Origin of the sequence: Mycolicibacter sp. MU0102, from assembly GCF_963378105.1 — a bacterium.
GTDB classification, from domain to species: domain Bacteria; phylum Actinomycetota; class Actinomycetes; order Mycobacteriales; family Mycobacteriaceae; genus Mycobacterium; species Mycobacterium holstebronense.
Genome location: NZ_OY726398.1, coordinates 3,273,123 through 3,297,640, shown reverse-complemented (window position 1 = coordinate 3,297,640; position 24,518 = coordinate 3,273,123). Strand labels below are relative to the sequence as shown.

Here is a 24,518-nt window from a genome sequence, read left to right as displayed (position 1 = left end):
CTACCCGGCGCTGGGCGGCCGGTTCATCACCCGGTGGCGGTAGCCGTACCGGGGAACGAACCGGAAACCGGTAGGCCCGCCGTTGGCGGCGGCACTGGCCCCGGGCAGACCCGCCATACCGGCGAGCCCTGCCATTCCGCCGCGCGGCATCGCGCCGGCCTCGGCAGCGGCCACCCGGCTGGAAACCAGTGTCGCCGCAGCCTGATTGGCTGAAGTAGGAGCCATCGGCCAGCTCTGCGGCACCGACAACAACCCGACCTGGATGCCACGACCCACGGCGACCGACGGTGACGCGGCGCCAAAGCCCGGGGTGTAGGAGGCTGCGGTTCCGGCCTTCGCGACGTCGGCCACCTTCGCCAGGTCGGTGAAGAATGCCCTGGCATCCGCCACCGCCTGACCAGAGACCTCTTCGCCGTTAAGGCCTTGCCCGACCATGTCGACGAGCCGGAACGGGCCCAGGTTGGAGTTGGTGTAGCCGGTGAGTGTCTGGAGCGGCGTGACGATCTGTTGCAGAAACGCAGTCCACGCCGCCGAGCCGGTGGTTGGTGCGGTACCTGTACCCGCAGCCGGAACTGAGGGCGCCCCGGTGGCGGCGCCCGACTGAGCGAGCGACTGCAGCGAGCTCAATGTCTGCGAGGTCGCCTGGGAGGTGACCTGTGACGCCGCCGAGTTGCTGACGGCCTGGGTCGTCGCGGTGGCCTGTCCCGCCTGCGCCGCAGGATTGGTGGTCTGCGGCGGCGAGGTGAACTCCGACAGCTGCGACGCCGCCAGGGAACCACCTGCGTAGGCGTACATGGCGGCGGCGTCTTGGGCCCACATCGCCGCGTAGTGGGCTTCGGTCGCCGCGATGGCCGGGGTGTTCTGGCCGAAGAAGTTGGTGGCGACCAACATCATCAACTGGGCCCGGTTGGCGAACACCATCTGTGGCGGCACCGTCATCGCGAACGCGGCTTCAAAGGCGGCCGCCGCGGCCTTGGCCTGCATTGCCGCCTGCTCGGCTTGCGCGGCCGTCGCCTTGAACCAGGTGGTGAACGGCAGTGCCGCGGCGGCCATGGCGGTCGCCGACGGTCCGCGCCACGGACCGCTGGTCAGGTCCGCGATGGTCATGTCCACCGCGGCCGCGGTCACGCTCAACTCTTGGGCCAAGACATCCCAGGCCCCCGCTGCTGCCAACATCGGACCGGAGCCGACTCCCGCATACATCCGCGTGGAATTGACCTCCGGAGGCAGTGCCCCGTAGTCGATCATCCCGTTGGGTGCTATCCGCCGAAGGGGCGGCGTGGCATGACGGTCAACGCGGTCCCGTAGCGCGGACCGCCGAAGCCGCGGAAGCCGGCGCCGGCCGCACCCGCGGCCGGGATACCAGGCATACCAGGCATTCCCGTCGGCGGAGCAATCGGAGCCCCACCCAGGATTCCGCCCGCGGACGGCAGCGCCGCCGCGGCAGCGGGACCGACCGGCACCCAGGAACCGCCCGAGACCGGGCCCAACGCGGAGGCTGCCGCCATGGGGGGAACCCACGCTGCCGGGACCGAGAGGCCACCGACCGCGCCGGCGGCACCGGAGGCCGCGCTCGCCGCACCGGAGGCTGCGCCACTGGCTGCGGAGGCCGCGGCCGGTGCCGCCGCCTTGGCGCCATCGGCGAACAGCTTCTGCAGGCCGAGCACACCGCTGACACCACGCCAGACCGCACAGACGTTGTTCGACTGCAGGTTGGAGTTGGTCACCACCTGGTTCATCAGCTGGTTGGTCAGGTTGTAGTTCGGGTCGTTGAGGATGTCCTGCGCCGGGTTGCCCGTGCTCGGGGCGGCGTTAGGGGTCAGCAGGTTCTGCAACGTGCTCGACGCCTTGGTGGCCGTGGCCGTACCGTTCGCGGCGGCGACCGCGTTGGCGTTCGCGGCGTCGCCACTCGGGTTGGTCGGGTTGGGCGGCGAGGTGAACTCATTGAGCTGGGTCGCGGCGCTGGACTGGCTGTGGTAGCCGACCATCGCCATCGTGTCCTGGGCCCACATCTCGTTGTGCTCGGTCTCGGTGGCCGCGATCGACGGGGTGTTCTGCCCGAGGATGTTGGTGGCGACCAGCTGCTGCAGGAGTTCGCGGTTCGCGGTGACCGCAACCGGCGGCACCGTCTGGGCGTGTGCCGTCTCGTAGGCGGCGGCGGCGGAACGGCCCTGCGTGGCGGCCTGCTCGGCCTGCGCTGCGGTGAGTTCCATCCAGTTGATGTAGGGAGCGGCCGCGGTCGCCATCGACGCCGAGGCGGTCCCGAGCCATTCCTCGGAGGTCAGCTGGTTGATGACGGCCCGGTACTCGGCCGCAGCGGATTTCAGTTCAGCGGCCAGCGCACTCCACGCCGACGCTGCCACGACCATGGGCTCCGAGCCAGGCCCGGAGTAGATCATGGTGGAAGTCACCTCAGGCGGCAACGACAAGTAGTTCATCGCGGTGACCTAACCGGCCGCTGCTGCGTTAGCAGCCTCGGTTGCGGCGTACGCGTTGGCACCGCTGCTCAGGGCGTTCACGAACATCTCGTGGACGGCCACTGCCTGCGCGCTCACGGTCTGGTAGGCCTGGGCGTGGGCGGCGAACTGGGCGGCGGTCAGCGCGGAAACCTCGTCGGCGGCGGCCGGCACCACGCTGGTGGTGGGCGCCGCGGCCGCGGCACTGTGCGCGGCCAGCGACGAACCGATGGTTCGCAAGTTCGCGACCGCGGCCAGCAACGCTTCTGGCTGCGTAGTGACGAACGACATGAAGGCTCCTCGTAGAAGTCTTTTCAGTTCCGCGATCGCCACATTGCGGATCGCGTACGCCCTTGAGCGCAGACCCGACGCTATGCGATCTGACGCGCGACACACAGCCGCGAAGGGCACTTTTCGGAGACTGTCAGCAGTTGTTCATTGACAGTTGGAAAAGGCACCCGAAACATTCACCGAGCAGCCCTCTGGCGTTGGTTTGCCTTCACCTATTGTTCACTTTGCCGAGGCTGCGTCAGCTAACAGTCGCAGGGTGGATTCGCGTCCCGGTGTGCTGGCCGGGTCGGTGCCCCGGCGGGCGGATGCGACCGGGTTGAGCATCAACTCGTCCACGCCGAACCGGTCGGCCAGTTCCCGCAGTTGGGTGAGCGCCTCCGCCGGCGTGCCGACCACCGCGCGCGAGAGTTCCCCCTGCGCGACGCGGTGTTGCTGCGGGGTCAGGGCCGCCTGCTCGGCGTCCTCGACCAGTTCCAGGCGGCCAGGTGGTTGTCCGGTCGCCGTCTGGGCTTGCAGCCGCAGATAGGGAAGGATCAAAGCCGTTGCCTCGTCGTGTGTTTCGGCTACCGCGGTGTTGACGGTCAGGAACGCGGCCGGCTCGGCGGCAAGCTCGCTCGGGACGAACTGTGACCGGTAGTACGTCAGTGCCTCGTCAGTGTGCTCGCCGAACAGGTGATGGCCGAATACGTAGGGCAGGCCCTGGGCCGCAGCGACTTGAGCCGACTGCATAGAGGAGCCCAGCACGAACACCCGCGGTCTTGTCACCGCGTGCGGAGTCGACCTCAGTACATAGCTGCGATCTGCCAGTTGCACGGACACTCCCGCCGTAGTCAGCAGGGCGATCAAGTCGGCGAGATTGTCCGGGAAATCGTCAATGTCGCGGTCACCGCGGCCGGTTGCTCCGCGCAACACCGCTGATGCCACCGGATCGGCGCCGGAGGCACGCCCGATGCCCAGGTCGATGCGGCCGGGATGGGCGGCCTCCAGCAGCGCGAACTGCTCGGCCACTGCAAGGGGCGCGTGGTTGGGCAGCATCACCCCGCCCGAGCCCACGCGGATACGCGAGGTGGCGGCAGCGATCATCGCGGTCAGCACCGCCGGGCTGGTGGCGGCTACCGACGGTATGTTGTGGTGCTCGGCGACCCAGTACCGGGTGTAGGCGAGCTCGTCGGCGACCTTCGCGAGTCGCATCGTCGCTGCCAGGGCATTCGAGGTGGACTGGTCGGTGCGGACCGGCGTGAGATCGAGGACGGAGAGGCGCACAGCGGCGATCTTGCCATCACCGGGGTGACTGTCGCCGTTCGTACACCGCGCGTTCGGTTTTCGTTAACCAGACTCACGCACAGTTATGGGCGATGAACAGCGATACCGAGCTCGGCGGTGCGCCCCCGGCAAGCCCTCCCGAACCGTGGGAGATCGGCCGTCCGCAGCCGGTGGTGCAGCAATTGGTGGCGTGCGGAGCTCTGCGCGGGGAAGTGCTCGATCCCGGAACCGGGTCGGGTCACCACGCGATTCACTATGCGGCCCATGGATATTCGACAACAGGGCTCGACCATTCTCCGGCCGCCATCGCGGTTGCGCAGCGTAACGCCGCGCAAGCCGGTGTGACGGTGGATTTCCAGGTGGCCGACGCGGTTGACCTGGCCGGGTTCGACGGCCGGTTCGACACCGTGGTCGACAGCGCGTTCTATCACCTGTTCCAGGACGATGAAGAAACTCAATTGCGCTACGCGCGCAACCTGCACCGGGCGACCAAGGCCCAAGCCCGGCTGTTCATGTTCGAAGCCGGCCGCCACAACGTCAACGGTTGGCAGCTGGACGGGTTGTCGCCCGAACGCTTCGGTCCGCTGCTCGAATCCGCCGGATGGCGTATCGACCACATCGGGACCACCACCTATCAGGGCACGTTCGATCCCGCTGCCTTTACCGACATGATCGCGGTGATGCAGTCGATGGGCCGCGAGGACCTGGTGGCAGGTGTCCGCGCGCTGGCCGAGCGGTTCGCGTATCTGCAACCGCTGCTCGAAGACAACCTGGTGCACATGCCGTTCTGGGCGGTCGCGGCCACCCGGATCGATTAGCTGTCACCATGAAGGTATGTGCGGGCGTTTCGCGGTAACCACCGATCCGGCGTTGCTGGCCGCGCGTATCGATGCGATCAACGAGATACCGGCCGACGCCGACGTGGGCCCGAACTACAACGTGGCACCTACCGACGGCGTCGCGACCCTGGTCAGCCGGCACGCCGAGCCGGATAAACCCGGCGGTTCAGCGAGGCTCGACGGAGGAGAGGCGAAGCTGGAACTGCCGCATCGGCCCGGCGACCAGCCGACGCGGCGGCTGCGGCTGATGCGCTGGGGGCTGGTGCCGTCATGGACCAAGGCCGGCCCGAACGGGGCGCCGGCGTCCGGCGGCCCGTTGCTGATCAACGCCCGTGCCGACAAGGTCACCACCTCACCGGCATTCTCCGCCTCCGCCGAGCGGCGGCGCTGCCTGGTGCCGATGGACGGCTACTACGAATGGCGCGCCGCGGGGCCTGGAACCGGACGCGGGGCCCGCAAGACACCGTTCTACATCCACGGTGACGGCGCGATGCTGTATGCGGCCGGCCTGTGGTCGGTCTGGCGCCCCAACAGACTGTCCGACGCGGTGCTCAGCGTCGCGATCATCACCACCGCGGCCGTCGGGGAGCTGGCCGGGATTCACGACCGGATGCCGCTGCTGCTGCCCGAAGATCATTGGGACACTTGGCTGGACCCCGACGCTGGGGTCGACACCAAGCTGCTGGCCCGTCCACCGGAGGTGGCCGGGATCGCGGTGCGTGAGGTCTCGACGTTGGTCAACAGTGTGCGCAACAACTCACCGGAGCTGATCGCACCGGCCGAGCCGCAGCCCGAGCAGGCCTACCTGCTCTAACGTCCGACCAGGCTGCGCTTCTCCAACGCGTACTCCTCGTCGGTGAGAATCCCGGCGTTGCGCAGTTCAGCCAGCTCACGCAGCTCGATGTCGGCACCCATCAGCAGGCCGAAGGCCGAGGACGCAGGCACCTCCGGCAGCTCGCCGGGTCGCGGTACCGGCGGCGGGGCGACGGTACCGGCCGTCGGGATGCGGTGCCCCCGGGTGGCTCCCGCCCCGGCCCGTCCGGCCACGCCGGCCGCGGCCATCCCCACCGCGGGGATCACCGTCTCACCGGCTGCCACAGCCGGCACAGCCGATGTGGCAGCGGCGGTACCGACCGACACCAACGACATGCCGATCTGCGGAGCGACCGCCGCGGGCGCCGCCGATGCCCAGGCCAGCGGCACCGACAGCCCGCTGATCGAGGTTGCCGAGGCGAAGTTCGCCGAGATCGGCAGCGCACCGGCCATGGCGGCCCGCAGCAATTCCTGGCCCACCTCGGCGGCGCCCATCGCGTCGAACAGGAAGGTGCCGAGCGCGTCGATGCCGAACGTTCCCATCGAGTCGACGGCCAGCTCGACACCGGCGATCCCGACCTCCATTGCGGGTTCGCTGATCAAGAGTGCGTCGGCGCCGATGGCCTCGGCCACGGCCGACGAGGACTCCAGCGCATGGGTGAGCGTGGTGATAACGCCCTCACCGTGGCCCTCGGAGGTGGTGGCGGCCGCATGCATGACGGCCGCTGACTGCGCCGACGTACCTACGGAGTTGGTGGTGCGCGGTGCCTGCCGGAACGGGCTCAGCCTGCCGGCGGTCGCGGCACCGGCGGCATAGCCGTACATGGCAGTGGCGTCCTGGGCCCACATCTCGTAGTAGTGGGCCTCGGTGGCCGCGATCGCGGGTGTGTTCTGGCCCAGGAAATTGGTTGCTACCAGGGTCATCAGCAGGCTGCGGTTGGCGGCGATGACCGGTGGCGGCACGGTCATGGCGAAGGCGGACTCGTAGGCGGCGGTGGCGGCGCGGGCCGCGATGGCGGTCTCCTCGGCCTGGATCGCGGCGGTGTGCAGCCATTGGGCGTACGGCGCTGCGGCGGCGGCCATCGCCTGCGCACTGGGGCCCGCCCAGTCGGAGCCCAGTTCGGTGAGCACCGAGGTGTAGGCGAGTCCCGCGCTGTGTAGCTCGGCGCCCAGCGCATCCCAGGACGACGCCGCGGCCAGCAAGGGCCCGGCGCCCGCGCCGGAATACATCCGGCCGGAGTTCACCTCCGGTGGCAACAGTGCGAAATCCATGGGTGCTACCGGCCGAGGAGGCGCTGCTTTTCCTGGGTGAACTCTTCTTCGGTGAGGATGCCGGCATCGCGCAGATCGGCCAGTTCCCGCAGCTCACCGGAGATCCGCGTGATTGGTCCGTTCAACGGCCGTACCGGCGGCCGCTCCGGCTTCTCGGCTTGGTCGCGCTGTTTGACCAGGGCGCGCGGCGCCCGTTTGGGGGTGGCTTTCGCGTTCGCGGTGGCCGTCACGCGGCCCCGCCCTACGCCCGCGGTGGCCCGGCCGGCCAGCCCGGCTGCGCCGATGGCGGCCAGCGGCAATGCCGAGGCCCCCGCCGAGGCGGCGGGGAGCGCAGCTTGCGCGGCAGTCGGCAATGCGCCGCCGACCTGCTGGATCACGGTGGTCGTAGGCGCCGCGGTGGCCCAGGCCTGTGGCACCGACAGCCCGCTGAGTGTGGCCGCTTCGCCCAGTTCGGCGCTCACCGGCGTGATCGCGCTGGCCAGGGCCATCTCCGGCAGCAGTTCGCTCTCGATCTCGCCGACGCCGATCAGGTCGATCCCGAAGGTGCCGGCCGCGTCCACGCCGAAGGTACCGGCCGAGTCGATGACGAAGGTGCCGAACAGGCTGGAGGCCAACGCCAAGTAGGAGGCCGCCAGCCCAGGCTCCATTGCCGCCGCCGATCCGATCGAACCCGTCAGCGCCGCATTCGATCCTGCTGCCGCCGATCCCGGCGCGCTGAGGCCCTGCAGGGCCTGGGTGATCGCGGAAACCGCGGTGTCGGCGTGGCTGCCCGCCGCGGTGGCGGTGGCCTGGCCGACCGCACCGGCCTGATTCGCGGTCCCAGTGGGATTGGTGGTGCTCGGGGGCTCGGTGAACGGGACCAGCCTGGTGGCGGCCGCGGAGCCGGTGGCGTAGCCGTACATGGCGGCGGCGTCCTGGGCCCACATTTCGTAGTACTGGGCGTCGGTGGCCGCGATGGCGGCGGTGTTCTGACCCAGATAGTTGGTGGCAAGCAGCGACATCATCTGAGTGCGGTTGGCGGTGACCGCCGGGGGAGGCACGGTCATGGCGAACGCTGCGTCGTAGGCGGCGGCGGCCGTTCGGGTCGACGACGCGGTGTGTTCGGCCTGGGCGGCGGTGGCGTGCATCCACTGGGCATACGGTGCTGCGGCGGCGGCCATCGCTGCGGCGCTGGGTCCGGCCCAGTCGGCGGACAGCTCGTTGATCACCGAGTCGTAGGCCACACCCGCGCTGTTCAGTTCGGCGGCCAGAGCGCTCCAGGCGGCAGCAGCGGCCAGCAAGGGTTGTGCCCCCGCCCCCGAATACATCCGGCTCGAGTTGACCTCTGGCGGCAGCATCGCGAAATCCATTGTCAGACAGTCCTGTTGGTAGTAGGCGTCATGGTGCCTCCTGAATTTCCCGGTTCGCGCCGCTGCGAGGGGTAGCCGGGCGCACTCGGACCCCGTGACCGTAGACAGTCAACTTGAAGTGAACCTGAAGAACGCGGCGGCGGGCGTAAGCCGCGCCGGTCGGCTCTCCCCATCGTGGCGTGACGGTGTTATCAATGGACCATGGCCGATTCCCGGTCCGCCGACCGTCGCGGCGGTACTCCCTTCAGCGTGGGAACGCCGCGGGTTCTGGTTGTCGAGGACTCCGAGACCATCCGCGAGATGGTCAGCGAGGCGCTGGCCGACGCCGGCTACCTCACCGACACCCAGCCCGACGGCCACGGCCTGGAGGAGGTGCTGGACGGATTCCGGCCGGATCTGGTGGTCCTCGACGTCATGCTGCCGGGACGCGACGGCTTCGCGCTGATGGACGTGATCCTGCGCTGGGGCGAGGTGGGCGTGGTGCTGCTCACCGCGCGTGACGGCTTACCCGACCGGCTGCGCGGTCTGGACGGCGGCGCCGACGACTACGTGGTCAAGCCGTTCGAGCTGGCCGAACTGGTGTCGCGGGTCGGTGCGGTGCTCCGCCGACGCGGCCGGTTGCCGGCTGCCGTGCAGTTCGGCGATCTGATGGTCGATGTCGACGCCGGAGTGGCCTCCCGCTCGGGCACCCCGCTGGGTTTGACCGCCACCGAGCTGCGCGTCTTGGTCTACCTTGTCGAACAACGCGGCCGCATCGTCAGCAGCGCGCAGATCCTCAACGCGGTGTGGGGCTATGAGGCTTACGACCCCAACCTGGTGCAGGTCCACATCAGCGGGTTGCGGCAGAAGCTCGAGGCACACGGACCACGAATCCTGCATACGGTGCGCGGGATCGGTTACCGGCTGGAACTTGCGGGTTCATGACCGCCACCCCCTCGCTGCGCCGCCGGCTGACGGTTATGGTGCTGGCGCTGCTGGTCATGCTGATGCTGGCGATGGGACTGGTGATCAACGCCACCCTGACCGCGCTGGCAACGCGCAGCGTGCATGAACGACTGGCAGCGGCAACCACGCGCGCGGATTCCTTGGTAGCACTGGGTATCTCGGCTGAACAGATGTCGGAACAACTCAACGGCGGCATCATCGCCGCACTGGTGGTCACCGCCGACGGCACCAGCTACGGCGACCCCGCGATTGAACCCGATGCGACCACCGGATCGAAGATTCCGGCCCCGCCGCTGGAACCCGACGACACCGCGACAGTGCTGGTGCATCCCTTGGCCAACGGCGACCGGGTGATCCTGGTCGCCGACACCACGGAGTCCGATGAGACGCTGCGCAGATTGCGGCGCTTGATGATCGAGGCAGGTCTGGGGACCTTGCTGCTGGCGTCGACCCTGCTGGCCGGTGCGAGTCGTGCCCTGCTCGCGCCGCTGGACCGTCTCACCGACCTCGCCCGCGACATCACCACCGGGGACCGGGGCCGGCGCCTGCGCCCCGACCGTCCCAAGACCGAACTGGGCCGGGCTGCAGAAGCTTTCGACGACATGCTCGACGAATTGGAGGACTCCGAGAAACGGGCGCAGCGCGCCGCGCAGGGGGCGCAGCGAGCAGAGGCGGCGGTACGGCGTTTTCTCGCCGACGCTGCCCATGAGCTGCGCACCCCGATAGCGGGAATGCAGGCGGCCGCGGAGCAGATCGCGGGAAACGTCAGCGTGCATGTCGGCCAATCCACCAATGAGGACGCCATCGAGCCCGAGGTTCTTCGTCAGCATCGTCGCGCCAGCCTGCTGCTGACCGAAGCGCGACGGGCTACCCGATTGGTCACCGACATGCTGGACCTGAGCTATATCGATGCCGGACTGCCGTTGGAACTCAAAGAGATCGACCTGGTCGGGATCGTCGATACCCAATTGGATCGGGCGGCGCTACTTGCCCCGCAACTGCGGGTCGCGCGTACAGGCCTGGACTCGGTGACCGCCTGGGTCGACCCCACGCGAGTCGCGCAGATTCTGTCCAACCTGCTCGACAACGCGCGCCGCTACACCCCGCCCGGTGGGCAGATCACCGTCGAGGTCGGTGAAGACAGCGGTGGGATCGCGGTGGTCGTCACCGACACCGGCGTCGGTGTGCGTGCCGAGGATGCCGAGCGGATCTTCGATCGGCTGGTGCGCCTGGACAGTGCCCGCGGCCGTGACCACGGCGGTGCGGGACTGGGGCTGCCGATCGCCCGGGCGCTGGCCGTCGCGCACGGCGGGACGCTGACGTGCGTCGCCCACGATGGGGGCGCCTGCTTCAGGCTGGTCATCCCGGGGGTCGAGCCGCAGTCGGTCGGTTAGCTGCGCCGCAGCAAGGGCTGAGTACTGCACCGGAACGCGCCGCCCAGTGACCGGCTGATACCGAACTCGATGTACTCGACCGTGACGCCGCGGCGTTCCAATTGCTCAGCGACCCAACCAAAGGCGGGATCGGTGACGTAGACGTCGGGGGAGATCGGCAATCCGTTGGTAGCCAATTCCTTGGCCTGCGCCAGTGAAACCGGTATCCGGTCCCAGGACTTGAGCGCGGCGGGAACCCCGTCGAGCAGTGCGTCTTCACACACGACCAGCAGGCCGTCGCGGATCAATCCGAGTGCACAGTCCAGGTGCAGGATGTCGGGGACCAAACGGACCACCTCAACGGTGTAACCCCGCGTAGCGAGCAGCTTGGCCAACCAGCGTGCGCCGAGTGCGTTCGAGGCAAGACCCGATGTCCCCACGAAAACCTGCCGGCCGAGGACCAGGACATCGCCGCCCTCTAAGAACGGACCGGGCCCCAGCGTCGTGTCGTCGTCGGCGGCGATCTCGGGAGCCGGGACGGCGACATAGTCACACGGGGCGGGATAAACCCGCTCGAGCAGAATGTCGCGGACCGGCAAGACCTCGCGACGGCGATGCCGAAACCGCAGGGAGCCCTCGATCACGACATCTCCGACGGTGAAAAACGGGTCGCGGACAAAGAAATTGGCGTACCCGTCTGATCCTGCCGTGGCCTTCTCTGCCGCAGTCAACAACCGCGGCCGCAGTACTTCGACACCGTGCCGGTGCAACACCGCCTCTAGGTTGCGCCTTTCCTGCAGCCACTGTTGCTGTCGTTGCGGGCAAGCGATGGCGAAGTCCTGTCCAGCGGCGACGTTTTCGGCCGAGCTGGCGGTAAGGAATTCCAGGTCGGAATCCGGGATATCTTCCGGCAGCGCCAGTTCGGACTGGGCGAGCACCACAGTGCGCAGCGGCGCGAACTCGCTTTCGACGAAGATTTCGGTCACGCCTCGCCTCGCCTCGCGGTGCTAGGACTGCACGTATCCCGGCGGGTTGACGGTGTCGACCCACAGGTCCACGCCCAGGTCGCTGCCGGGCACACAGTCATAGACCGACAGATCGGTGACGCCGGAGTCCACCAGCACGTCCTCGCACAGCAGGGAGTTGCCGGTGTATTCGCGGGCGGGCTTGGTCACGATGGCGTACGCGGCGTCTGCGTAGATGTCGGGGGTGCGAGAGCGCGCCATCGCCTCGTCTCCGCCGAGCAGGTTCTGTACCGCGGCGGTCGCGATCATGGTGCGCGGCCACAGCGTGTTGGAGGCGATCCCGTGCCCGCGCAGTTCCTCGGCCATACCGAGCGCGCACAGCGTCATCCCGAACTTGGCCATCATGTAGGCGGTGGGCTTGAGCCATTGGGGCTCCAGCCGGATCGGCGGAGACAGCGTCAGGATGTGCGGATTGTCGCGGCCGATCATGTGCGGAATGCAGGCCTGCGACACCGCGTAGGTACCGCGCACCTCTATGCCGTTCATCAGATCGAAGCGCTTCAGCGGCACTTCGAGAATCGAGCCGAGGTTGATCGCCGAAGCGTTGTTCACGCAGATGTCGATGCCGCCGAACCGTTCTACGGTGGTGGCCACGGCCTCTGCCACGGAGTCTCCGTCACGGATGTCACCGACGATCGGTAGTGCCTGCCCGCCGGCCTCTTCGATCTCGGCGGCCGCGGTGAAGATCGTGCCGTCGAGCTTGGGATGCGGTTCGGCGGTCTTGGCGATCAGCGCGACGTTGGCGCCGTCGCGGGCGGCGCGCTTGGCGATCGCCAGGCCGATGCCACGGCTGGCACCGGAAATGAACATGGTTTTGCCGGAGAGAGGGCCTGAGTTGGGCATGGCTGTCAGCCTATGCCGCGGCGGCCCGTTGTGCCTGACCGGCGATCTACGCGGGCCCGATCGCGTCGACCCGGCGCTTTCTCGCCTGGCGGCCGGCTTACGACGTAAACTTCAGGCACCAATCGCCACGGAGACGAAGGGTGCGGTCTGGTGGATGGCGGGGTGGACGCTGCGGCCATGGGCGACGGCTTGCGCTCGTCGTCGCAGTTGAGCCGCGACGGGATCCTGGAAATGGCCATCGACTTCATAGACCGCCAGGGCCTGTCGAAGTTGACGATGCGTGCGCTGGGTGGGGCCTGCGGAGTCGAGGCGATGGCGCTCTACCGCTACGTGCACGGCCGTGGCGACCTGCTCAGCGGCGTCGTTGACCACATCATCGACCGGCTCTACGCCGATCAACTCGCGGCGCGGCGGCAGGAAGACGGCTGGCAGGACTACCTCATGCGGCTGGCGCACGGTGTACGCCAGATCGCACTCGACCATCCGGAGGTCTTTCCGCTGGTGGCCACCCAGGCACCGGAGGCGCCCTGGGTTCGGCCGCCGCTGCGCAGCTTGCGCTGGATGGAAAGCTTCCTCGACACACTGATCGCCTATGGATTCGACGACGCCGCCGCGGTGGCGGCTTACCGCTCCTACACCACGTTCCTGATCGGTCACCTGCTGTTGGAAGTGTCGGCACGCGGCGCTGAACTGCACCCCGATGAGGCCCTCCTCGATGACAGGGGCGAGTGGTCCGCACGCGATCTGACCGATTACCCGCACCTGCTGCGCTTGCAGCCGATGTTGTCGCAGGACCGCAGCACCGCGGAGTTCGAGGAGGCGCTGGAGGCCATGTTGGACCGGCTCGAGCTGCTGCTCGCCCGGCGCTGAGGTAATGGCCCCGTAGGGGTTTACGTTGTAAACATCCTGGGTATCGCTCGTGTTGCAACGCCACACGAGGAGGGGCTCACGATGGGATTGGCAGACAAGGCCAAGAATGCCGCACAGGATGTCGCGGGCAAGGCCAAAGAAGCCGCCGGCAAGGTGACCGGTGATGACGACCTTCGGAACGAGGGTAAGGCTGACCAGGGGAAGTCGAGCCTGAAGAAGGCCGGCGAGAACGTCAAGGACGCCTTCAAGGACTAGCAAGCGAGAACACCGCCCCGCGCGCCGCTTACGGCGCGCGGGGCGGTGGCGCGTTCGGGTGTCGGAGCGGGTTGCGGCGAGGCGTCGCGACGGCCCAAGAAGCCCCCGCGGATAGGTTTACAACGTAAACAATCCGGCGTAGCTTCAACCGCATGCAGTTCGGTTTACGCCGTAAACTCAGCCGCTGCGCCGTGTGGCGCCGCAACGGGACCGGAACGGAGCGCGCGGAAGCGATTCCGACCGCCGCGATGACGGTCGATGGCGTCATTGCCCAGGCGTGCGGCGGCGAGGCGTTCGGAGCCTCGGAGATCCCTGCCGAAGAAGAGCTGCACGTCCTGGTGGAGCGTCGCGGTTCAGCGCTGCTGGTTCACGCCGGTGGCAGCGTCGATGCGTCCAACATCGCCGTCTGGCGGCGCCTGGTCGCCGAAGCCGCGGAGGTGGCCACAGCTCCCGGACCGCTGATCATCGACACCAGCGGACTCGAATTCATGGGAATCTGCGCATTCGCGGTGCTGGTCGACGAATCGGCCAGATGCCGCCGGCGTGGCATCCGGCTGCACCTGGTCAGCGACCAACAGCTCACCGCCCGGGTGGTGGACGCTGCGGGTATCGATACCGAACTGTCATTCGCCCAAACCGTCGACGACGTGCTCGGTGATGCACCGAGCGACGACCCCGGTCCGGTCCTGGACGGCTAAACGGCGATCACCGCGCTCACTGCGCCTGAATGTCCGCGGTGATCGCACCGGTCAACCGGATCAGATCCGCGGGTGCCACCGCCACGTCCCAGCCGCGTTGGCCCGCGCTGCACAGCAGCCGGTCAAAGCCCAGCGCCGAGGTGTCCAGCACCGTCGGCAACGCTTTGCGCTGTCCGAGTGGCGAGATGCCGCCTAGCACGTAACCGGTCGCCCGTTGCGCCGCCGCCGGGTCGGCCATGGTGGCCTTGGACGCACCCAGTGCGGCGGCGACCGCCTTCAGTGACAGCTTCGCCGGCACCGGCAGCACCGCGACCGCCAGGCCGTGTGGGATCGCGACCACGAGCGTTTTGAAGATCTGCTCGGGCCGCACACCGTCGGGCCCCTCTCGTGCGAGCTGCTCGACGGCTTCGGCTCCGAAAGCGCGCTGGTCCGGCGCATGGTGGTAACGCAGCACCTCATGGGGCACCTGTGCGGCGATCAGGGCCGCGATAGCTCGGGTTGCCGCGCGACTCACCGCGCCAGGATACGGGCCGGAAATAGCACCATGGCCGACGCTGTTGAGTAAGGCAGTTCGTGTGGTCGCTGCGTCAAGCCGTCGATCACGGCCCTAGGATCGGAAAGGAGTCGCCGATGTCAACGGCGATCGGTCTGCTGGAACGCGATCTATCGGCTGGGCTGGTTGTGGGCACTGCGACAGAAGGGACAGCAGCGATCGAGATGGCTGATGGCGAGAGTGCGCCCGGTACCGGAACCGAAGCTTCGACAGAAGCCAAGGCGCCGGTGCGTTCCGATGAGACCGACGAGCAGCTGACCGCTCGGTTCGAACGCGACGCGATCCCCATGCTCGATCAGCTCTACGGCGGTGCGCTGCGCATGACGCGCAATCCCGCCGATGCCGAGGACCTGCTGCAGGAGACCATGGTCAAGGCCTATGCCGGGTTCCGCTCGTTTCGGGAGGGCACCAACCTCAAGGCGTGGCTGTACCGCATCCTGACCAACACCTACATCAACAGCTACCGCAAGAAGCAACGCACCCCGGCCGAGTACCCGACCGACGAGATCACCGACTGGCAGCTGGCAGCCACCGCCGAACACACTTCGACGGGACTGCGCTCGGCGGAGGTGGAAGCGCTGGAGTCGCTGCCTGACACCGAGATCAAAGAGGCGCTGCAGCAGCTTCCCGAAGAGTTCCGGATGGCGGTGTACTACGCCGACGTCGAAGGATTCCCGTACAAGGAGATCGCCGAGATCATGGACACGCCGATCGGCACGGTGATGTCGCGATTGCACCGCGGCAGGCGACAGTTGCGCAGTCTGCTGGCCGACGTGGCGCGCGACCGTGGATTCATTCGCGGCGGCCAGGCTTCCGAGGAGGTGTCGTCGTGACCGAACACTCGCGGGACTGCAACACGCCGGCAGATGCCGGTGGATCGGACGCCAACTGCTCTGAGGTGATCGCCGAAGTATGGACGCTGCTCGACGGCGAATGCACGGCCGAGACCAAGGCCAAATTGCGGCAGCACCTTGAGGAATGCCCGGGGTGCCTGCGGCACTACGGGGTCGAGGAACGGATCAAGACGCTGATCGCCCACAAGTGCAGTGGTGACAAGGCCCCGCGGCGTCTCTACGAACGCGTGCGGTTGGAGATCAGCCGGACCACGATCATCCGCCGCGAGGGTTAGGCCTGTAGGCCCTAAACGCAGCAAGCCCGGCCTAAGGCCGGGCTTGCGGTCAGCTAGCTCGCTAACGCTCTAGGCGTTGGGTCGCTTGCCGTGGTTGGCTTTGCTGTGCTTGCGGTCACGCTTCTTGCGGCCACGCTTTGCCATGATTGGCCCTCCTAGCAGGTATTCCAGCTCGATAGTCTCTCACACCGCCGGTTATGGCGTGGTGGCGGGGCTTGAGTGGGCCCTGCCACCGCCTTAGTGCACCGAGAAGTTCCGAGCACCCGCCAGGGTCTGCGGCACGAGTGCCGGCGGGGTCGGCGGAGCCGGCGGGGTTTCGAGCGCGGGCACCGCTGACATGGGGGCACCGGGCGGCGTCAGCGAACTGACATCGGTCGGCATGATCGAGCCCACCCCCGGCACCACCTTGTTGAGCATGCCGTTGAGGACCTGCAAGAAGGAGTTCGCGGCGTTCACGCCGGCTGCTGAGCTTCCTGCAGCCGGTCCGGGCATGCCGAGCGGGCTGGGGGTACCCAGCGCGTTGGGCACGCCGAGGGGGCTGGGCACGCCGAGGGGGCTGGGGGTGCCGAGGGGGCTAGGGGTGCCGAGGGGAGTCGGAATCGGCATAGGGTCATCGACCAGTGTCGGGGCCGCTTTGGCGGACGCGACACCGAATCCCAGCGTGGCCAGCGTCATGGCGCCGGCGCAGATCAATGTCAGCCGCACTCGCGGCCGGGCAAGACGGTTTACAGACAACGCGCTACTCCTCAAGTTCGATGGCGACTCGTGCCGCGTCACGGCGATTTCGTCACGCGTTCAAAACACTCGAGTAACGGTGCTATGCAATTGTCACAGGAGAAACACGACACGATCACGGATCGAACTCTCTAAGTCCTCTTATTTATCTTGGAGTTCGCTTACCCGAGCGCCCTGCCCGACGGGCTGAGGGGGTTGTGGTTCGATAGGGCCTAGCTTTTTTGATGTACGCAATCGTTGACTGGGTGATGAACGAGGTGAAGATGGCCGAGGACGTTCGCGCGGAGATCGTGGCCAGCGTGCTCGAGGTCGTGGTCCACGAGGGCGACCAGATCAACGAGGGCGACACCGTGGTGCTGCTGGAGTCGATGAAGATGGAGATCCCGGTGCTGGCCGAGATCGCGGGCACCGTCAGCAAAGTGGCCGTGCAGGTCGGTGACGTGATTCAGGCCGGCGACCTGATCGCCGTGATCAGCTGATCGCTGCGGCTGTGACCGGCGCAGGCTAGCCGATGTCCACCCTCGGGGACCTGCTCGCCGAACACACCGTTTTGCCCGGCAGTGCGGTGGACCACCTGCATGCCGTGGTCGGCGAGTGGCAGCTGCTGGCGGACCTGTCGTTCGCCGACTATCTGATGTGGGTGCGCCGCGACCCCGACGCCGACGGTGCGCTGGTGTGCGTGGCGCAATGCCGGCCCAACACCGCGCCCACGGTGCTGCTGAGCGACGCCGTCGGCACCATCGTGGTACCGGAGCGGATGCCGCTGGCGGTCGCGGCATTCGAATCGGGCGTCATCGGGCGAGAAGGTATTGCCGGACAACGCAATATGGAAGCGGTGCCGGTGCGGCACGGCGACCGGGTTGTGGCCGTGCTGACCCACCAGACCGCGTTGACGGGCGCCCGGGAGTCCAGCCGTTTGGAGGCGGCCTACTTGGACTGCGCGGCGGATCTGGTGCACATGCTCTCCGAGGGCACCTTCCCCGACGTCGGCGACATCGCGGTGTCGCGCTCGAGTCCGCGAGTGGGCGATGGCTTCATCCGGCTGGCCGTCGACGGCACGGTCCGTTACGCCAGTCCGAACGCGGTGTCGGCGTACCACCGCATGGGGCTGGCCGCCGAGCTGGCCGGTCACGACCTGGTCGCCATCACCCGGCCGCTGATCTCCGACCCGTTCGAGGCGCACGAACTGGCCGAACATGTGCGTGAGTCACTGTCCGGTGGATCGAGCATGCGGTTCGAGGTCGACGCGGCCGGAGCGGTGGTGCTGTTGCGCACCCTGCCGCTGATCGTGCACGGCCAGCCGGCGGGGGCGGCGGTGCTGGTTCGCGACGTCACCGAGGTGAAGCGCCGCGACCGCGCGCTGCTCTCCAAGGACGCGACCATTCGAGAGATCCATCATCGGGTGAAGAACAACCTGCAGACCGTGGCGGCGCTGCTGCGTCTGCAGGCCCGCCGCACAGCCAGTACTGAAGGCCGCGAGGCGCTGCTGGAGTCGGTACGGCGGGTGTCGTCGATCGCACTGGTCCACGAGGCGCTGTCGATGTCGGTCGACGAGGTGGTGAACCTCGACAAGGTGATCGACCGCATCCTCCCGATGATGAATGACGTTGCCAGTGTGGATATCCCGATTCATGTCGCCCGGATCGGGTCGATCGGGTCACTGGACGCAGATCGGGCGACCGCGTTGATCATGGTGATCACCGAACTGGTGCAGAACGCGATCGAGCACGCCTTCGAAGCGGAGGCGGATCGACGGGCGGTGACAATCCGGGCCGAACGTTCGGCACGGTGGCTCGACGTCGTGGTCCACGACGACGGCCACGGGCTTCCCGACGGATTCCGGCTGGAAACCTCCGACCGGCTCGGCCTGCAGATCGTCAACACGCTGGTCTCAGCCGAGCTCAACGGCTCGCTGACCGCGCAAGACGCGCCAGGCGGCGGGACCGAGATGGTGCTGCGCATTCCGGTCGGCGGTCGCCGGCTCCGTCAGGCGTTGTGAGGCAGGTCCCGACACAAAAACGACGCGGCCCCGACTATGTCGGGGCCGCGTCGTTGTTTGTCTGAGGTCAGACCCCGCTGCGCGCCCGGGTCCGAGCGTTGCGGCGCTTGAGCGCACGCCGCTCGTCCTCGCTCATGCCGCCCCACACGCCGGCGTCCTGGCCGGTCTCCAGCGCCCAGGTCAGGCACTCGGTGACCACCGAGCAACGGGTGCAGACCTGCTTAGCGGAAGCAATCTGGGCGAGAGCCGGCCCGCTGTTTCCCACCGGGAAGAACAGCTCCGGGTCCTCGTCGCGACAGACCGCCTTGTGGCGCCAATCCATAGGTCTCCAACTCCTTACTTTGGGCGCAGCGGGGTGCGCTATTGCTTTTCGACTGTGTATAAGCGGCGCAAGAAATGATTACGGCTTGCATCCGATCGCTCGATCGTTTCACAGCCTGGACAGATGTCAAGGGTGCGCTTTATCACGTGGTCAAGGTCACGTTTGCGAGGGGCTGCTGCCAGCGTCCCTGCGCAGGTGTACTACAGTGGGCTTAACTGTGCGCTCATGGAGCGAATTGAGCGCCATCTCCGCAGGTCAGCGGGCTTTCTCTACCGGAGGGGCGACGACGTCCAGTGCGTCGGGAACCGCCCGGAATGTCATCGTGGTACGCAGCCCGAGATATTCGCCATCGATCTGAGTCGCTATCGGTGTGTCGCCGGCATCCACCCGCAACGCGACCACGTCGTCGTCGCGGATGAGCTGTTTGGCCTGCAACTTGGGCCGCTTCGACAGCATCTGCCGAACTAGCCTCAGCGTGGGTAGAACTTTCATGCTGGTGGTCGCGAACACGCCCATTCCCGACTCGAAGGTGGTGTCGGGGTTGGTCCACACGCACCGCTCGTCGGCATAGGTCCACGGAGCGCAGTTCGAGACGAACACGAAGTGCACCCCTTCGACCGGCTCGTCGTCGCCCAGTTGCAGTGTCAACGTCGGCGCACGGCGGGTGGTGGCCAGCACCGCGGGGACCGCCGCGCGGATATAACGCAGCGGGGTGACGGCGTGGCCCTTCTCGCGTTCGGCTTCCACCGCGGCCACCACCTCGCCGTCGACTCCCATGCCGGCGTTGAGCACCGACCACCGCTCTCCGCAGTCGATGAGACCGATCCGGCGCCACGCGGGACGGCCCGCTGGGTGATTGATCAACTCGATGAGCTGGTTGGTGGCAGCGATCGGGTCTGCCGCGATGCCCAGCGAACGCGCGAACACGTTCGCCGATCCGCCGGGCACCACCGCCACCGCGGGCAGGTGCGCCGGTGGCGGTGAACCGGGTGCCCCGAGCAGGCCGTTGACCACGCCGTGCACGGTCCCGTCGCCGCCGTGCGCGATGACCAGGTCGATGCCGTCCCTGGAGGCGGCCTGGCTGATCTCGATGGCATGGCCGCGATAGTCGGTGTGCACCACCGTCAGGTCCAGGCGGCTCTTGAGCGCGTGGGCAAGCAGGTCGCGCCCCGCCGGCGTAGTGGATGTGGCATTGGGGTTCACGATCAGCACGGCACGCACGGGATACGAGTCTATGGGCATCGGACGAGATGGACCGGGTGGTTACGCTGGCGGCGTGAAAGCCGTCGCTGACTCACCGCGCGCTGTACTGGGCGCGGGCCTGATTGTCGCTGTGCAGGGCGCGGCCGCGCTGATTGTCGCGGTGGTGCTGGTGCTGCGAGCCTTGGCAGGCGCGGATCAGCATGACGCCAATGGCTACGGCACTGCCGCATGGTTCGCCTTCGTCGGTGTTGCCGTGTCGGCGGCGGGGTGGGCGCTGCTGCGGGGTCGGCGGGTCGGGCGCGGCGTAGCGGTGTTCGCCAATCTGCTCCTGCTGCCGGTCGCCTGGTATCTGGGGGTGGGCTCACATCGCTGGGGTTACGGCGTGGTGGTCGGTGTGGCGGCCGTGGCGGTGCTGGCGGCGTTATTCAGTCCGGCGGCACTGCGCTGGGCGGAACGACGCCCATAGCTGCCAGGATCGTGCCGAACTTCGTCACGGTTTCGGCCAGTTCCTCGTCCGGGTCAGACTCGGCGACGATTCCGCCGCCGGCATGGGCCAGCGCGGATCGACGGTCGGCGGACAGTTGCGCGCAGCGGATCGAGACCACCCAGCGGCCGTCGCCGTCGGCGTCGCACCACCCGACCGCGCCGGCGTAAAAACCCCGGTCGCCCTCCAGCTCGGTGATGAGGTCGACCGCAGCGGCGGTCGGAACCCCACCGACGGCGGCCGTCGGATGCAGTGCCAGCGCCAAATCCAGTGCGGTGGTGGAGGAGTCGCGCAGCCGGCCGGTGATCGGGGTGTTCAGGTGCCACACCGCGGCGGTCCTGCTGAGCTGTGGCTCCGGTGCGACGTCGAGTTCGGCGCACAGTGGCCCGAGGGCCGCACGCAGCTGATCGACGACCAACTGATGCTCGTGGCGGTTCTTGCCGGACGCGGCCAGCGCGACTCCGTTGGCTGCATCGACCTGCGCGTCGGGGGAGCGCGGCGCCGAGCCGGCGAAGGGCCGGCAGGTGACCCGGTCGCCTTCGCGGGCAACCAACAGTTCGGGGCTGGCGCCGACCAGGACCGTGCCGGCGTAGGCCTGTCCGGCCGCGCTCAGGTCGACCAGATAGCCGTAGCCGCTCGGATCGGCGGCGACCAACCGGCGCAGGAGGGTGCCGGCATCTAGTGGGGCGTCGGCGGCCAGGCGCAGCCCGCGGGCCAACACCACCTTGTGCAGGGCGCTGTGCGGTGCGGTCAGCTCTTCCAGGGCCCGGCGGATCCGGGATCGATGCTCGTCGGGCTGCGGAATCTGCGCGACGACGTGGACGGCCGGCAGTGCTGCGCCGCCTGCGAGCGCCAGCGCCTCGTCGTGTCGCACCTCGCGCGGGACGAACAGGGCTGCGGCAGCATTAGGGCGGAAAGGTAACGCCCCCACCACTATTGGTGCTTGCCCACAGGACAATGCAGCCTGGGCGGCGGCAACGTCGGCAAACCCGGCTGTCATCGCGTCGGCCGACAGCGTCCCGGAGGGCCCGGAAAGCACGAACGTCGGTGGCAGTGTTGTCACAGCCCTGCGGCCTGAGGTCCGGTCAACCCGAGTGCGACGAGCTGGCGCACCCCGTGCTCGAAGCCGCACACGGCCATCGAGGCCGCGGCCATCGCGAATCGCGCTCCGTCGGCCAACGGCAGCTCCAGCCACCGCGTGATCACCGCCCGGGAGAAGTGGCCGTGTCCGACGAACACCACATCCCGCGAGGGGAGCTGCCGCAGCGCCAACGCAACCATGCGGTCGGCGCGGTCGCTGACCTGCGCCACCGTCTCGCCGCCGGAACTGCCGTGTGTCCAGATCAGCCAGTCGGTGTCGGATTCGCGGATCTGCGCGGTGGTCAGCCCTTCGTAGCGGCCGTAGTCCCACTCGGCGAGGTCGTCGGAGATCTCATCGACGTGCAGTCCGGCCAGCTCGGCTGTCAGCTGGGCGCGGCGGCGCGGGCTGCAGATCACCAGTGGGTTCTCCAGCGCCAGCTTGGTCAGTGTTGTTCGGGCGGCGACGGCTTGGCGGCGGCCCACCTCGGTCAACTCCAGATCGGTGCGCCCGGTGTGCCGACCGCTTTGGGACCACTCGGTTTCCCCGTGGCGCAGCAGCAGCAGTCGGTGCTCCTCGATCCCCACGCCCGTCGATTCTGCCCGACGGCGGACACCGACCCACGTTTGGTGCTCCGGGGAGCCAAGCCGTGCCAGTATGTCGGTGTGACGGGGATGCGGATCTTGGCGGTTGCCAACCAGAAAGGCGGCGTGGCCAAGACCACGACGGTGGCTTCGCTGGGTGCGGCGATGGCCGAGCTGGGTCGGCGGGTGTTGTTGGTCGACCTCGACCCGCAGGGCTGCCTGACTTTCTCCCTGGGCCACGACCCCGACAAGCTGCCGGTGTCGGTGCACGAAGTGTTGCTGGGCGAGGTGGAGCCCAACACGGCGTTGGTGCCTACCGACGAGGGGATGACCCTGCTGCCGGCCAACATCGACCTGGCCGGCGCCGAGGCGATGCTGCTGATGCGGGCCGGCCGCGAGTATGTCCTGGCGCGGGCGCTGGCCAAGCTGGAAGACGAGTTCGACGCGGTGGTCATCGACTGCCCGCCGTCCTTGGGCGTGCTGACCCTCAACGGTCTGACCGCTGCCGGCGAGGTGATCGTGCCCCTGCAATGCGAGACCCTGGCGCATCGAGGCGTCGGCCAATTCCTGCGCACCGTCTCCGACGTCCAGCAGATCACCAACCCTAAGCTGCGCCTGCTGGGGGCCCTGCCGACGCTCTACGACTCGCGCACCACCCACAGTCGCGACGTCTTGCTCGACATCGCCGACCGCTACGACCTGCCGGTATTGGCGCCGCCGATCCCGCGGACGGTGCGTTTCGCCGAGGCCAGCGCATCCGGCGCCTCGGTGATCGCCGGACGCAAGAACAAGGGCGCGCAGGCCTACCGGCAGCTGGCCGAGGCGTTGCTCAAGTACTGGAAGAGCGGCAAGACGCTGCCCACGTTCACCCCCGAGGTCTAGCGGGCTATCAACCCAGCGCAACCACGGTGTCGCCGCGCTGCTCCAACACCGTTGGGCCCGATACCGCCGGAAACACCGTCGAGACCCCGGGCGGGCGGCTGACCGGGATGACGCGCTCAGGCGCGCCGGTGTTCTGATCGAAGACGCCGACCCCGTCGGTCACCGGGATCAGGAGGCGATCGGCCATCCGCGCCGCCGGCCCCAACGGAACCGCGGCGCCCGATGCCGGAATGGTGTAGCGGTAGGTCAGGGTTCCAGAGTCGAACACCATCACGGCGTCGCCGGTCCACCAGCAGATCAACCCGGTGGGCCGCGATACCGGCAGTGCGGCGCTGGCGGCGGTGGGTTTGGCCGGCAGCATGGTCTTAGCGATCGTGGTGCCGGTCTGGTCGACGACCTCGATCCGCGGCTGCGGGGTGGGCAGATAGACCGCGGTGTTGGCGCCGGCGTCGGAGTCGGTCACCGCAAGCACCCGGGCGCCGGAGTCCGCGGTCACTCCGCGTTCGGCGATGCGCTGGGTCTCCGGCTCGTCTTCTTCCTTGCCCGCGCGCAGCAAGGTCAGCTGCAGATCGGACTGGCCCGCGCAGGACTCCAGCACCGAGACCGCCGAGGAGGCCGCCGCTGCCGAGACCAGGGTGCAGCCCTGCCCGCGGCCGCGCGCCGAGGGTTTCACCCGGGCGTCGATTTCCCCGTACGACATCACTCGGACCAGGTCCGAACGCCACAGCTCCAGGCGGGTGGGGCCGGCCGAGAGCACCGCGCTGCCCTCGGAGGAGACCCGCACGGCCCGGTCGGCGTAGCTGGTGCGGGCCGGTCCACGCTGGCCGTCGGCGGCGACGACCGCGCTGACCTGGCCGCACCCGCGGGAATCGGGATAGACCGCGACGGCGTAACGGTAGATCCAGGACACCGCGCATAGGTTGACGTCGCGGGAGTAGCTCCAGCGCTCCTCCCCGGTGACCGGGTCGCGCCCGCTCATCCGCGGGCCGTCGCCGGTGATCACCGTGCCGGAGACCAGCACCGGCGCCCAAGTTGCCGGGCTGGCCGTTGTCCACAGCTGCGACAGCGCCGCGGGTACCATCGCCGCCGACGGGGGATTGGTCGCCGAGTCCGCTGCCGGCCGGCTGATCGTGGCGCGCGCATCGCTGGTCCACCAGATGACCACTCCGACGACGACGATCACGACCGCGATCAGGGCCGCCGCGACCAGATCACCGGAGGTGCGGCGCTCGGGTCGCACCATCTCAGCGGCCTAGC

28 protein-coding genes and 1 pseudogene are annotated in these 24,518 nt (G+C 68.2%); 13 read left to right on the top strand and 16 right to left on the bottom strand.

Going from position 1 to position 24,518, the window contains the following annotated elements; translation table 11 throughout:
- From RCP37_RS15525 to RCP37_RS15510, 4 genes are all read right to left on the bottom strand, one after another.
- Entirely contained in the window at positions 1–1,248 is a 1,248-nt protein-coding gene (locus RCP37_RS15525) for a PPE family protein (RefSeq protein WP_308483936.1), read from the bottom strand.
- 11 nt (positions 1,249–1,259) lie between these two features.
- On the bottom strand, positions 1,260–2,438 hold the full coding sequence (locus tag RCP37_RS15520) for a PPE family protein (RefSeq protein ID WP_308483935.1): 1,179 nt from the start codon (positions 2,436–2,438) through the stop codon (positions 1,260–1,262).
- A gap of 9 nt (positions 2,439–2,447) precedes the next feature.
- A complete protein-coding gene (locus RCP37_RS15515; protein WP_308483934.1) occupies positions 2,448–2,747 on the bottom strand; it encodes a PE family protein in 300 nt (99 codons plus the stop codon).
- Positions 2,748–2,966: 219 nt separating this feature from the next.
- Positions 2,967–4,010 carry an LLM class flavin-dependent oxidoreductase gene (locus RCP37_RS15510; RefSeq protein ID WP_308483933.1) on the bottom strand — a complete coding sequence of 348 codons (1,044 nt, stop codon included), beginning with the start codon at positions 4,008–4,010 and terminating at the stop codon, positions 2,967–2,969.
- Positions 4,011–4,095: 85 nt separating this feature from the next.
- On the opposite strand from RCP37_RS15510, the pseudogene RCP37_RS15505 reads away from it, so the two are divergent.
- Together RCP37_RS15505 and RCP37_RS15500 are read left to right on the top strand one after the other, a co-directional pair.
- A pseudogene (locus RCP37_RS15505) lies at positions 4,096–4,828 on the top strand (class I SAM-dependent methyltransferase).
- Positions 4,829–4,844: 16 nt separating this feature from the next.
- Positions 4,845–5,663, top strand: coding sequence for an SOS response-associated peptidase (locus RCP37_RS15500; protein WP_308483931.1), 819 nt, complete (start codon positions 4,845–4,847; stop codon positions 5,661–5,663).
- Here RCP37_RS15500 and RCP37_RS15495 read toward each other — a convergent pair.
- Positions 5,660–6,934, bottom strand: coding sequence for a PPE family protein, SVP subgroup (locus RCP37_RS15495; protein ID WP_308483930.1), 1,275 nt, complete (start codon positions 6,932–6,934; stop codon positions 5,660–5,662). The genes RCP37_RS15500 and RCP37_RS15495 overlap by 4 nt on opposite strands.
- A 5-nt stretch (positions 6,935–6,939) precedes the next feature.
- Positions 6,940–8,283: a PPE family protein, SVP subgroup gene (locus RCP37_RS15490; protein ID WP_308483929.1), complete on the bottom strand. Its 1,344-nt coding sequence runs from the start codon at positions 8,281–8,283 to the stop codon at positions 6,940–6,942.
- A 201-nt stretch (positions 8,284–8,484) separates the two neighbouring features.
- Here RCP37_RS15490 and RCP37_RS15485 point away from each other — a divergent pair, with 201 nt between their 5' ends.
- Both RCP37_RS15485 and RCP37_RS15480 read left to right on the top strand, forming a co-directional pair.
- A complete protein-coding gene (locus RCP37_RS15485) occupies positions 8,485–9,207 on the top strand; it encodes a response regulator transcription factor (protein ID WP_046284925.1) in 723 nt (240 codons plus the stop codon).
- Positions 9,204–10,622 carry a sensor histidine kinase gene (locus RCP37_RS15480; RefSeq protein WP_308483928.1) on the top strand — a complete coding sequence of 473 codons (1,419 nt, stop codon included), beginning with the start codon at positions 9,204–9,206 and terminating at the stop codon, positions 10,620–10,622. The genes RCP37_RS15485 and RCP37_RS15480 overlap by 4 nt, the downstream gene beginning before the upstream one ends.
- On the opposite strand, the gene RCP37_RS15475 is transcribed toward RCP37_RS15480, so the two are convergent.
- Both RCP37_RS15475 and RCP37_RS15470 read right to left on the bottom strand, forming a co-directional pair.
- Positions 10,619–11,587: a dimethylarginine dimethylaminohydrolase family protein gene (locus tag RCP37_RS15475; protein ID WP_308483927.1), complete on the bottom strand. Its 969-nt coding sequence runs from the start codon at positions 11,585–11,587 to the stop codon at positions 10,619–10,621. The two genes, RCP37_RS15480 and RCP37_RS15475, sit on opposite strands and share 4 nt — an antisense overlap.
- A gap of 21 nt (positions 11,588–11,608) precedes the next feature.
- Positions 11,609–12,469, bottom strand: coding sequence for an SDR family oxidoreductase (locus tag RCP37_RS15470; RefSeq protein WP_308483926.1), 861 nt, complete (start codon positions 12,467–12,469; stop codon positions 11,609–11,611).
- Positions 12,470–12,646: 177 nt separating this feature from the next.
- On the opposite strand from RCP37_RS15470, the gene RCP37_RS15465 reads away from it, so the two are divergent.
- The 3 genes from RCP37_RS15465 to RCP37_RS15455 all read left to right on the top strand — a co-directional run bounded on the left by RCP37_RS15465 (position 12,647) and on the right by RCP37_RS15455 (position 14,292).
- Positions 12,647–13,339 (top strand): TetR/AcrR family transcriptional regulator, encoded by a 693-nt coding sequence (locus RCP37_RS15465; RefSeq protein ID WP_308487107.1) that lies wholly within the window; start codon positions 12,647–12,649, stop codon positions 13,337–13,339.
- An 81-nt stretch (positions 13,340–13,420) separates the two neighbouring features.
- A complete protein-coding gene (locus RCP37_RS15460; protein WP_308483925.1) occupies positions 13,421–13,594 on the top strand; it encodes a CsbD family protein in 174 nt (57 codons plus the stop codon).
- 152 nt (positions 13,595–13,746) lie between these two features.
- A complete protein-coding gene (locus tag RCP37_RS15455) occupies positions 13,747–14,292 on the top strand; it encodes an anti-sigma factor antagonist (protein ID WP_308483924.1) in 546 nt (181 codons plus the stop codon).
- Between the two features lie 16 nt (positions 14,293–14,308).
- Here the strand turns inward: RCP37_RS15455 and RCP37_RS15450 are convergent, their stop codons facing one another.
- Positions 14,309–14,806 (bottom strand): aminoacyl-tRNA deacylase, encoded by a 498-nt coding sequence (locus RCP37_RS15450; RefSeq protein ID WP_308483923.1) that lies wholly within the window; start codon positions 14,804–14,806, stop codon positions 14,309–14,311.
- 203 nt (positions 14,807–15,009) lie between these two features.
- On the opposite strand from RCP37_RS15450, the gene RCP37_RS15445 reads away from it, so the two are divergent.
- Positions 15,010–15,678 (top strand): sigma-70 family RNA polymerase sigma factor, encoded by a 669-nt coding sequence (locus tag RCP37_RS15445; protein ID WP_373693192.1) that lies wholly within the window; start codon positions 15,010–15,012, stop codon positions 15,676–15,678.
- Positions 15,675–15,974 (top strand): mycothiol system anti-sigma-R factor, encoded by a 300-nt coding sequence (gene rsrA / locus RCP37_RS15440; RefSeq protein WP_308483921.1) that lies wholly within the window; start codon positions 15,675–15,677, stop codon positions 15,972–15,974. Before RCP37_RS15445 ends, rsrA begins: the two co-directional genes overlap by 4 nt.
- Before the next feature lie 69 nt (positions 15,975–16,043).
- On the opposite strand, the gene RCP37_RS22195 is transcribed toward rsrA, so the two are convergent.
- Together RCP37_RS22195 and RCP37_RS15435 are read right to left on the bottom strand one after the other, a co-directional pair.
- Positions 16,044–16,118: a 50S ribosomal protein bL37 gene (locus RCP37_RS22195; protein WP_011728008.1), complete on the bottom strand. Its 75-nt coding sequence runs from the start codon at positions 16,116–16,118 to the stop codon at positions 16,044–16,046.
- Between the two features lie 93 nt (positions 16,119–16,211).
- Positions 16,212–16,709, bottom strand: coding sequence for a hypothetical protein (locus tag RCP37_RS15435; protein ID WP_308483920.1), 498 nt, complete (start codon positions 16,707–16,709; stop codon positions 16,212–16,214).
- A 263-nt stretch (positions 16,710–16,972) separates the two neighbouring features.
- Between RCP37_RS15435 and RCP37_RS15430 the strand changes: the two genes are divergently transcribed.
- Positions 16,973–17,188, top strand: a complete 216-nt coding sequence (locus tag RCP37_RS15430) for a biotin/lipoyl-binding carrier protein (RefSeq protein ID WP_308487106.1) — start codon at positions 16,973–16,975, stop codon at positions 17,186–17,188.
- Between the two features lie 32 nt (positions 17,189–17,220).
- A complete protein-coding gene (locus RCP37_RS15425) occupies positions 17,221–18,708 on the top strand; it encodes a two-component system sensor histidine kinase PdtaS (protein WP_308483919.1) in 1,488 nt (495 codons plus the stop codon).
- 67 nt (positions 18,709–18,775) lie between these two features.
- On the opposite strand, the gene RCP37_RS15420 is transcribed toward RCP37_RS15425, so the two are convergent.
- Positions 18,776–19,030 carry a WhiB family transcriptional regulator gene (locus tag RCP37_RS15420; RefSeq protein WP_024443658.1) on the bottom strand — a complete coding sequence of 85 codons (255 nt, stop codon included), beginning with the start codon at positions 19,028–19,030 and terminating at the stop codon, positions 18,776–18,778.
- Positions 19,031–19,285: 255 nt separating this feature from the next.
- The gene (locus tag RCP37_RS15415; RefSeq protein ID WP_308483918.1) at positions 19,286–20,251 is read right to left on the bottom strand and encodes a diacylglycerol/lipid kinase family protein; all 966 of its coding nucleotides are present in this window, start codon (positions 20,249–20,251) and stop codon (positions 19,286–19,288) included.
- Between the two features lie 13 nt (positions 20,252–20,264).
- Between RCP37_RS15415 and RCP37_RS15410 the strand changes: the two genes are divergently transcribed.
- Positions 20,265–20,699, top strand: coding sequence for a hypothetical protein (locus RCP37_RS15410; RefSeq protein WP_308483917.1), 435 nt, complete (start codon positions 20,265–20,267; stop codon positions 20,697–20,699).
- Here the strand turns inward: RCP37_RS15410 and RCP37_RS15405 are convergent.
- Both RCP37_RS15405 and RCP37_RS15400 read right to left on the bottom strand, forming a co-directional pair.
- The gene (locus RCP37_RS15405) at positions 20,659–21,717 is read right to left on the bottom strand and encodes an isochorismate synthase (RefSeq protein WP_308487105.1); all 1,059 of its coding nucleotides are present in this window, start codon (positions 21,715–21,717) and stop codon (positions 20,659–20,661) included. The genes RCP37_RS15410 and RCP37_RS15405 overlap by 41 nt on opposite strands.
- Before the next feature lie 59 nt (positions 21,718–21,776).
- Complete coding sequence (locus RCP37_RS15400) at positions 21,777–22,382, bottom strand: acid phosphatase (RefSeq protein ID WP_308483916.1); 606 nt, start codon at positions 22,380–22,382, stop codon at positions 21,777–21,779.
- Positions 22,383–22,469: 87 nt separating this feature from the next.
- On the opposite strand from RCP37_RS15400, the gene RCP37_RS15395 reads away from it, so the two are divergent.
- Positions 22,470–23,261: a ParA family protein gene (locus tag RCP37_RS15395; protein ID WP_373693191.1), complete on the top strand. Its 792-nt coding sequence runs from the start codon at positions 22,470–22,472 to the stop codon at positions 23,259–23,261.
- 7 nt (positions 23,262–23,268) lie between these two features.
- Here RCP37_RS15395 and RCP37_RS15390 read toward each other — a convergent pair whose 3' ends face one another.
- Positions 23,269–24,504, bottom strand: a complete 1,236-nt coding sequence (locus tag RCP37_RS15390; RefSeq protein ID WP_308483914.1) for an Rv3212 family protein — start codon at positions 24,502–24,504, stop codon at positions 23,269–23,271.
- Positions 24,505–24,518: the final 14 nt, after the last annotated feature.

Excerpts from the sequence above, each read along its gene's own strand:
- RCP37_RS15525 (WP_308483936.1), bottom strand. The coding sequence starts at position 1,248 with ATGATCGACTACGGGGCACTGCCTCCGGAGGTCAATTCCACGCGGATG.
- RCP37_RS15520 (WP_308483935.1), bottom strand. The coding sequence starts at position 2,438 with ATGAACTACTTGTCGTTGCCGCCTGAGGTGACTTCCACCATGATCTAC.
- RCP37_RS15515 (WP_308483934.1), bottom strand. The coding sequence starts at position 2,747 with ATGTCGTTCGTCACTACGCAGCCAGAAGCGTTGCTGGCCGCGGTCGCG.
- RCP37_RS15500 (WP_308483931.1), top strand. The coding sequence starts at position 4,845 with ATGTGCGGGCGTTTCGCGGTAACCACCGATCCGGCGTTGCTGGCCGCG.
- RCP37_RS15495 (WP_308483930.1), bottom strand. The coding sequence starts at position 6,934 with ATGGATTTCGCACTGTTGCCACCGGAGGTGAACTCCGGCCGGATGTAT.
- RCP37_RS15490 (WP_308483929.1), bottom strand. The coding sequence starts at position 8,283 with ATGGATTTCGCGATGCTGCCGCCAGAGGTCAACTCGAGCCGGATGTAT.
- RCP37_RS15485 (WP_046284925.1), top strand. The coding sequence starts at position 8,485 with ATGGCCGATTCCCGGTCCGCCGACCGTCGCGGCGGTACTCCCTTCAGC.
- RCP37_RS15480 (WP_308483928.1), top strand. The coding sequence starts at position 9,204 with ATGACCGCCACCCCCTCGCTGCGCCGCCGGCTGACGGTTATGGTGCTG.
- RCP37_RS15470 (WP_308483926.1), bottom strand. The coding sequence starts at position 12,469 with ATGCCCAACTCAGGCCCTCTCTCCGGCAAAACCATGTTCATTTCCGGT.
- RCP37_RS15465 (WP_308487107.1), top strand. The coding sequence starts at position 12,647 with ATGGGCGACGGCTTGCGCTCGTCGTCGCAGTTGAGCCGCGACGGGATC.
- RCP37_RS15460 (WP_308483925.1), top strand. The coding sequence starts at position 13,421 with ATGGGATTGGCAGACAAGGCCAAGAATGCCGCACAGGATGTCGCGGGC.
- RCP37_RS15455 (WP_308483924.1), top strand. The coding sequence starts at position 13,747 with ATGCAGTTCGGTTTACGCCGTAAACTCAGCCGCTGCGCCGTGTGGCGC.
- RCP37_RS15445 (WP_373693192.1), top strand. The coding sequence starts at position 15,010 with ATGGCTGATGGCGAGAGTGCGCCCGGTACCGGAACCGAAGCTTCGACA.
- RCP37_RS15430 (WP_308487106.1), top strand. The coding sequence starts at position 16,973 with ATGGCCGAGGACGTTCGCGCGGAGATCGTGGCCAGCGTGCTCGAGGTC.
- RCP37_RS15425 (WP_308483919.1), top strand. The coding sequence starts at position 17,221 with ATGTCCACCCTCGGGGACCTGCTCGCCGAACACACCGTTTTGCCCGGC.
- RCP37_RS15420 (WP_024443658.1), bottom strand. The coding sequence starts at position 19,030 with ATGGATTGGCGCCACAAGGCGGTCTGTCGCGACGAGGACCCGGAGCTG.
- RCP37_RS15410 (WP_308483917.1), top strand. The coding sequence starts at position 20,265 with ATGGGCATCGGACGAGATGGACCGGGTGGTTACGCTGGCGGCGTGAAA.
- RCP37_RS15405 (WP_308487105.1), bottom strand. The coding sequence starts at position 21,717 with ATGACAGCCGGGTTTGCCGACGTTGCCGCCGCCCAGGCTGCATTGTCC.
- RCP37_RS15395 (WP_373693191.1), top strand. The coding sequence starts at position 22,470 with ATGCGGATCTTGGCGGTTGCCAACCAGAAAGGCGGCGTGGCCAAGACC.
- RCP37_RS15390 (WP_308483914.1), bottom strand. The coding sequence starts at position 24,504 with ATGGTGCGACCCGAGCGCCGCACCTCCGGTGATCTGGTCGCGGCGGCC.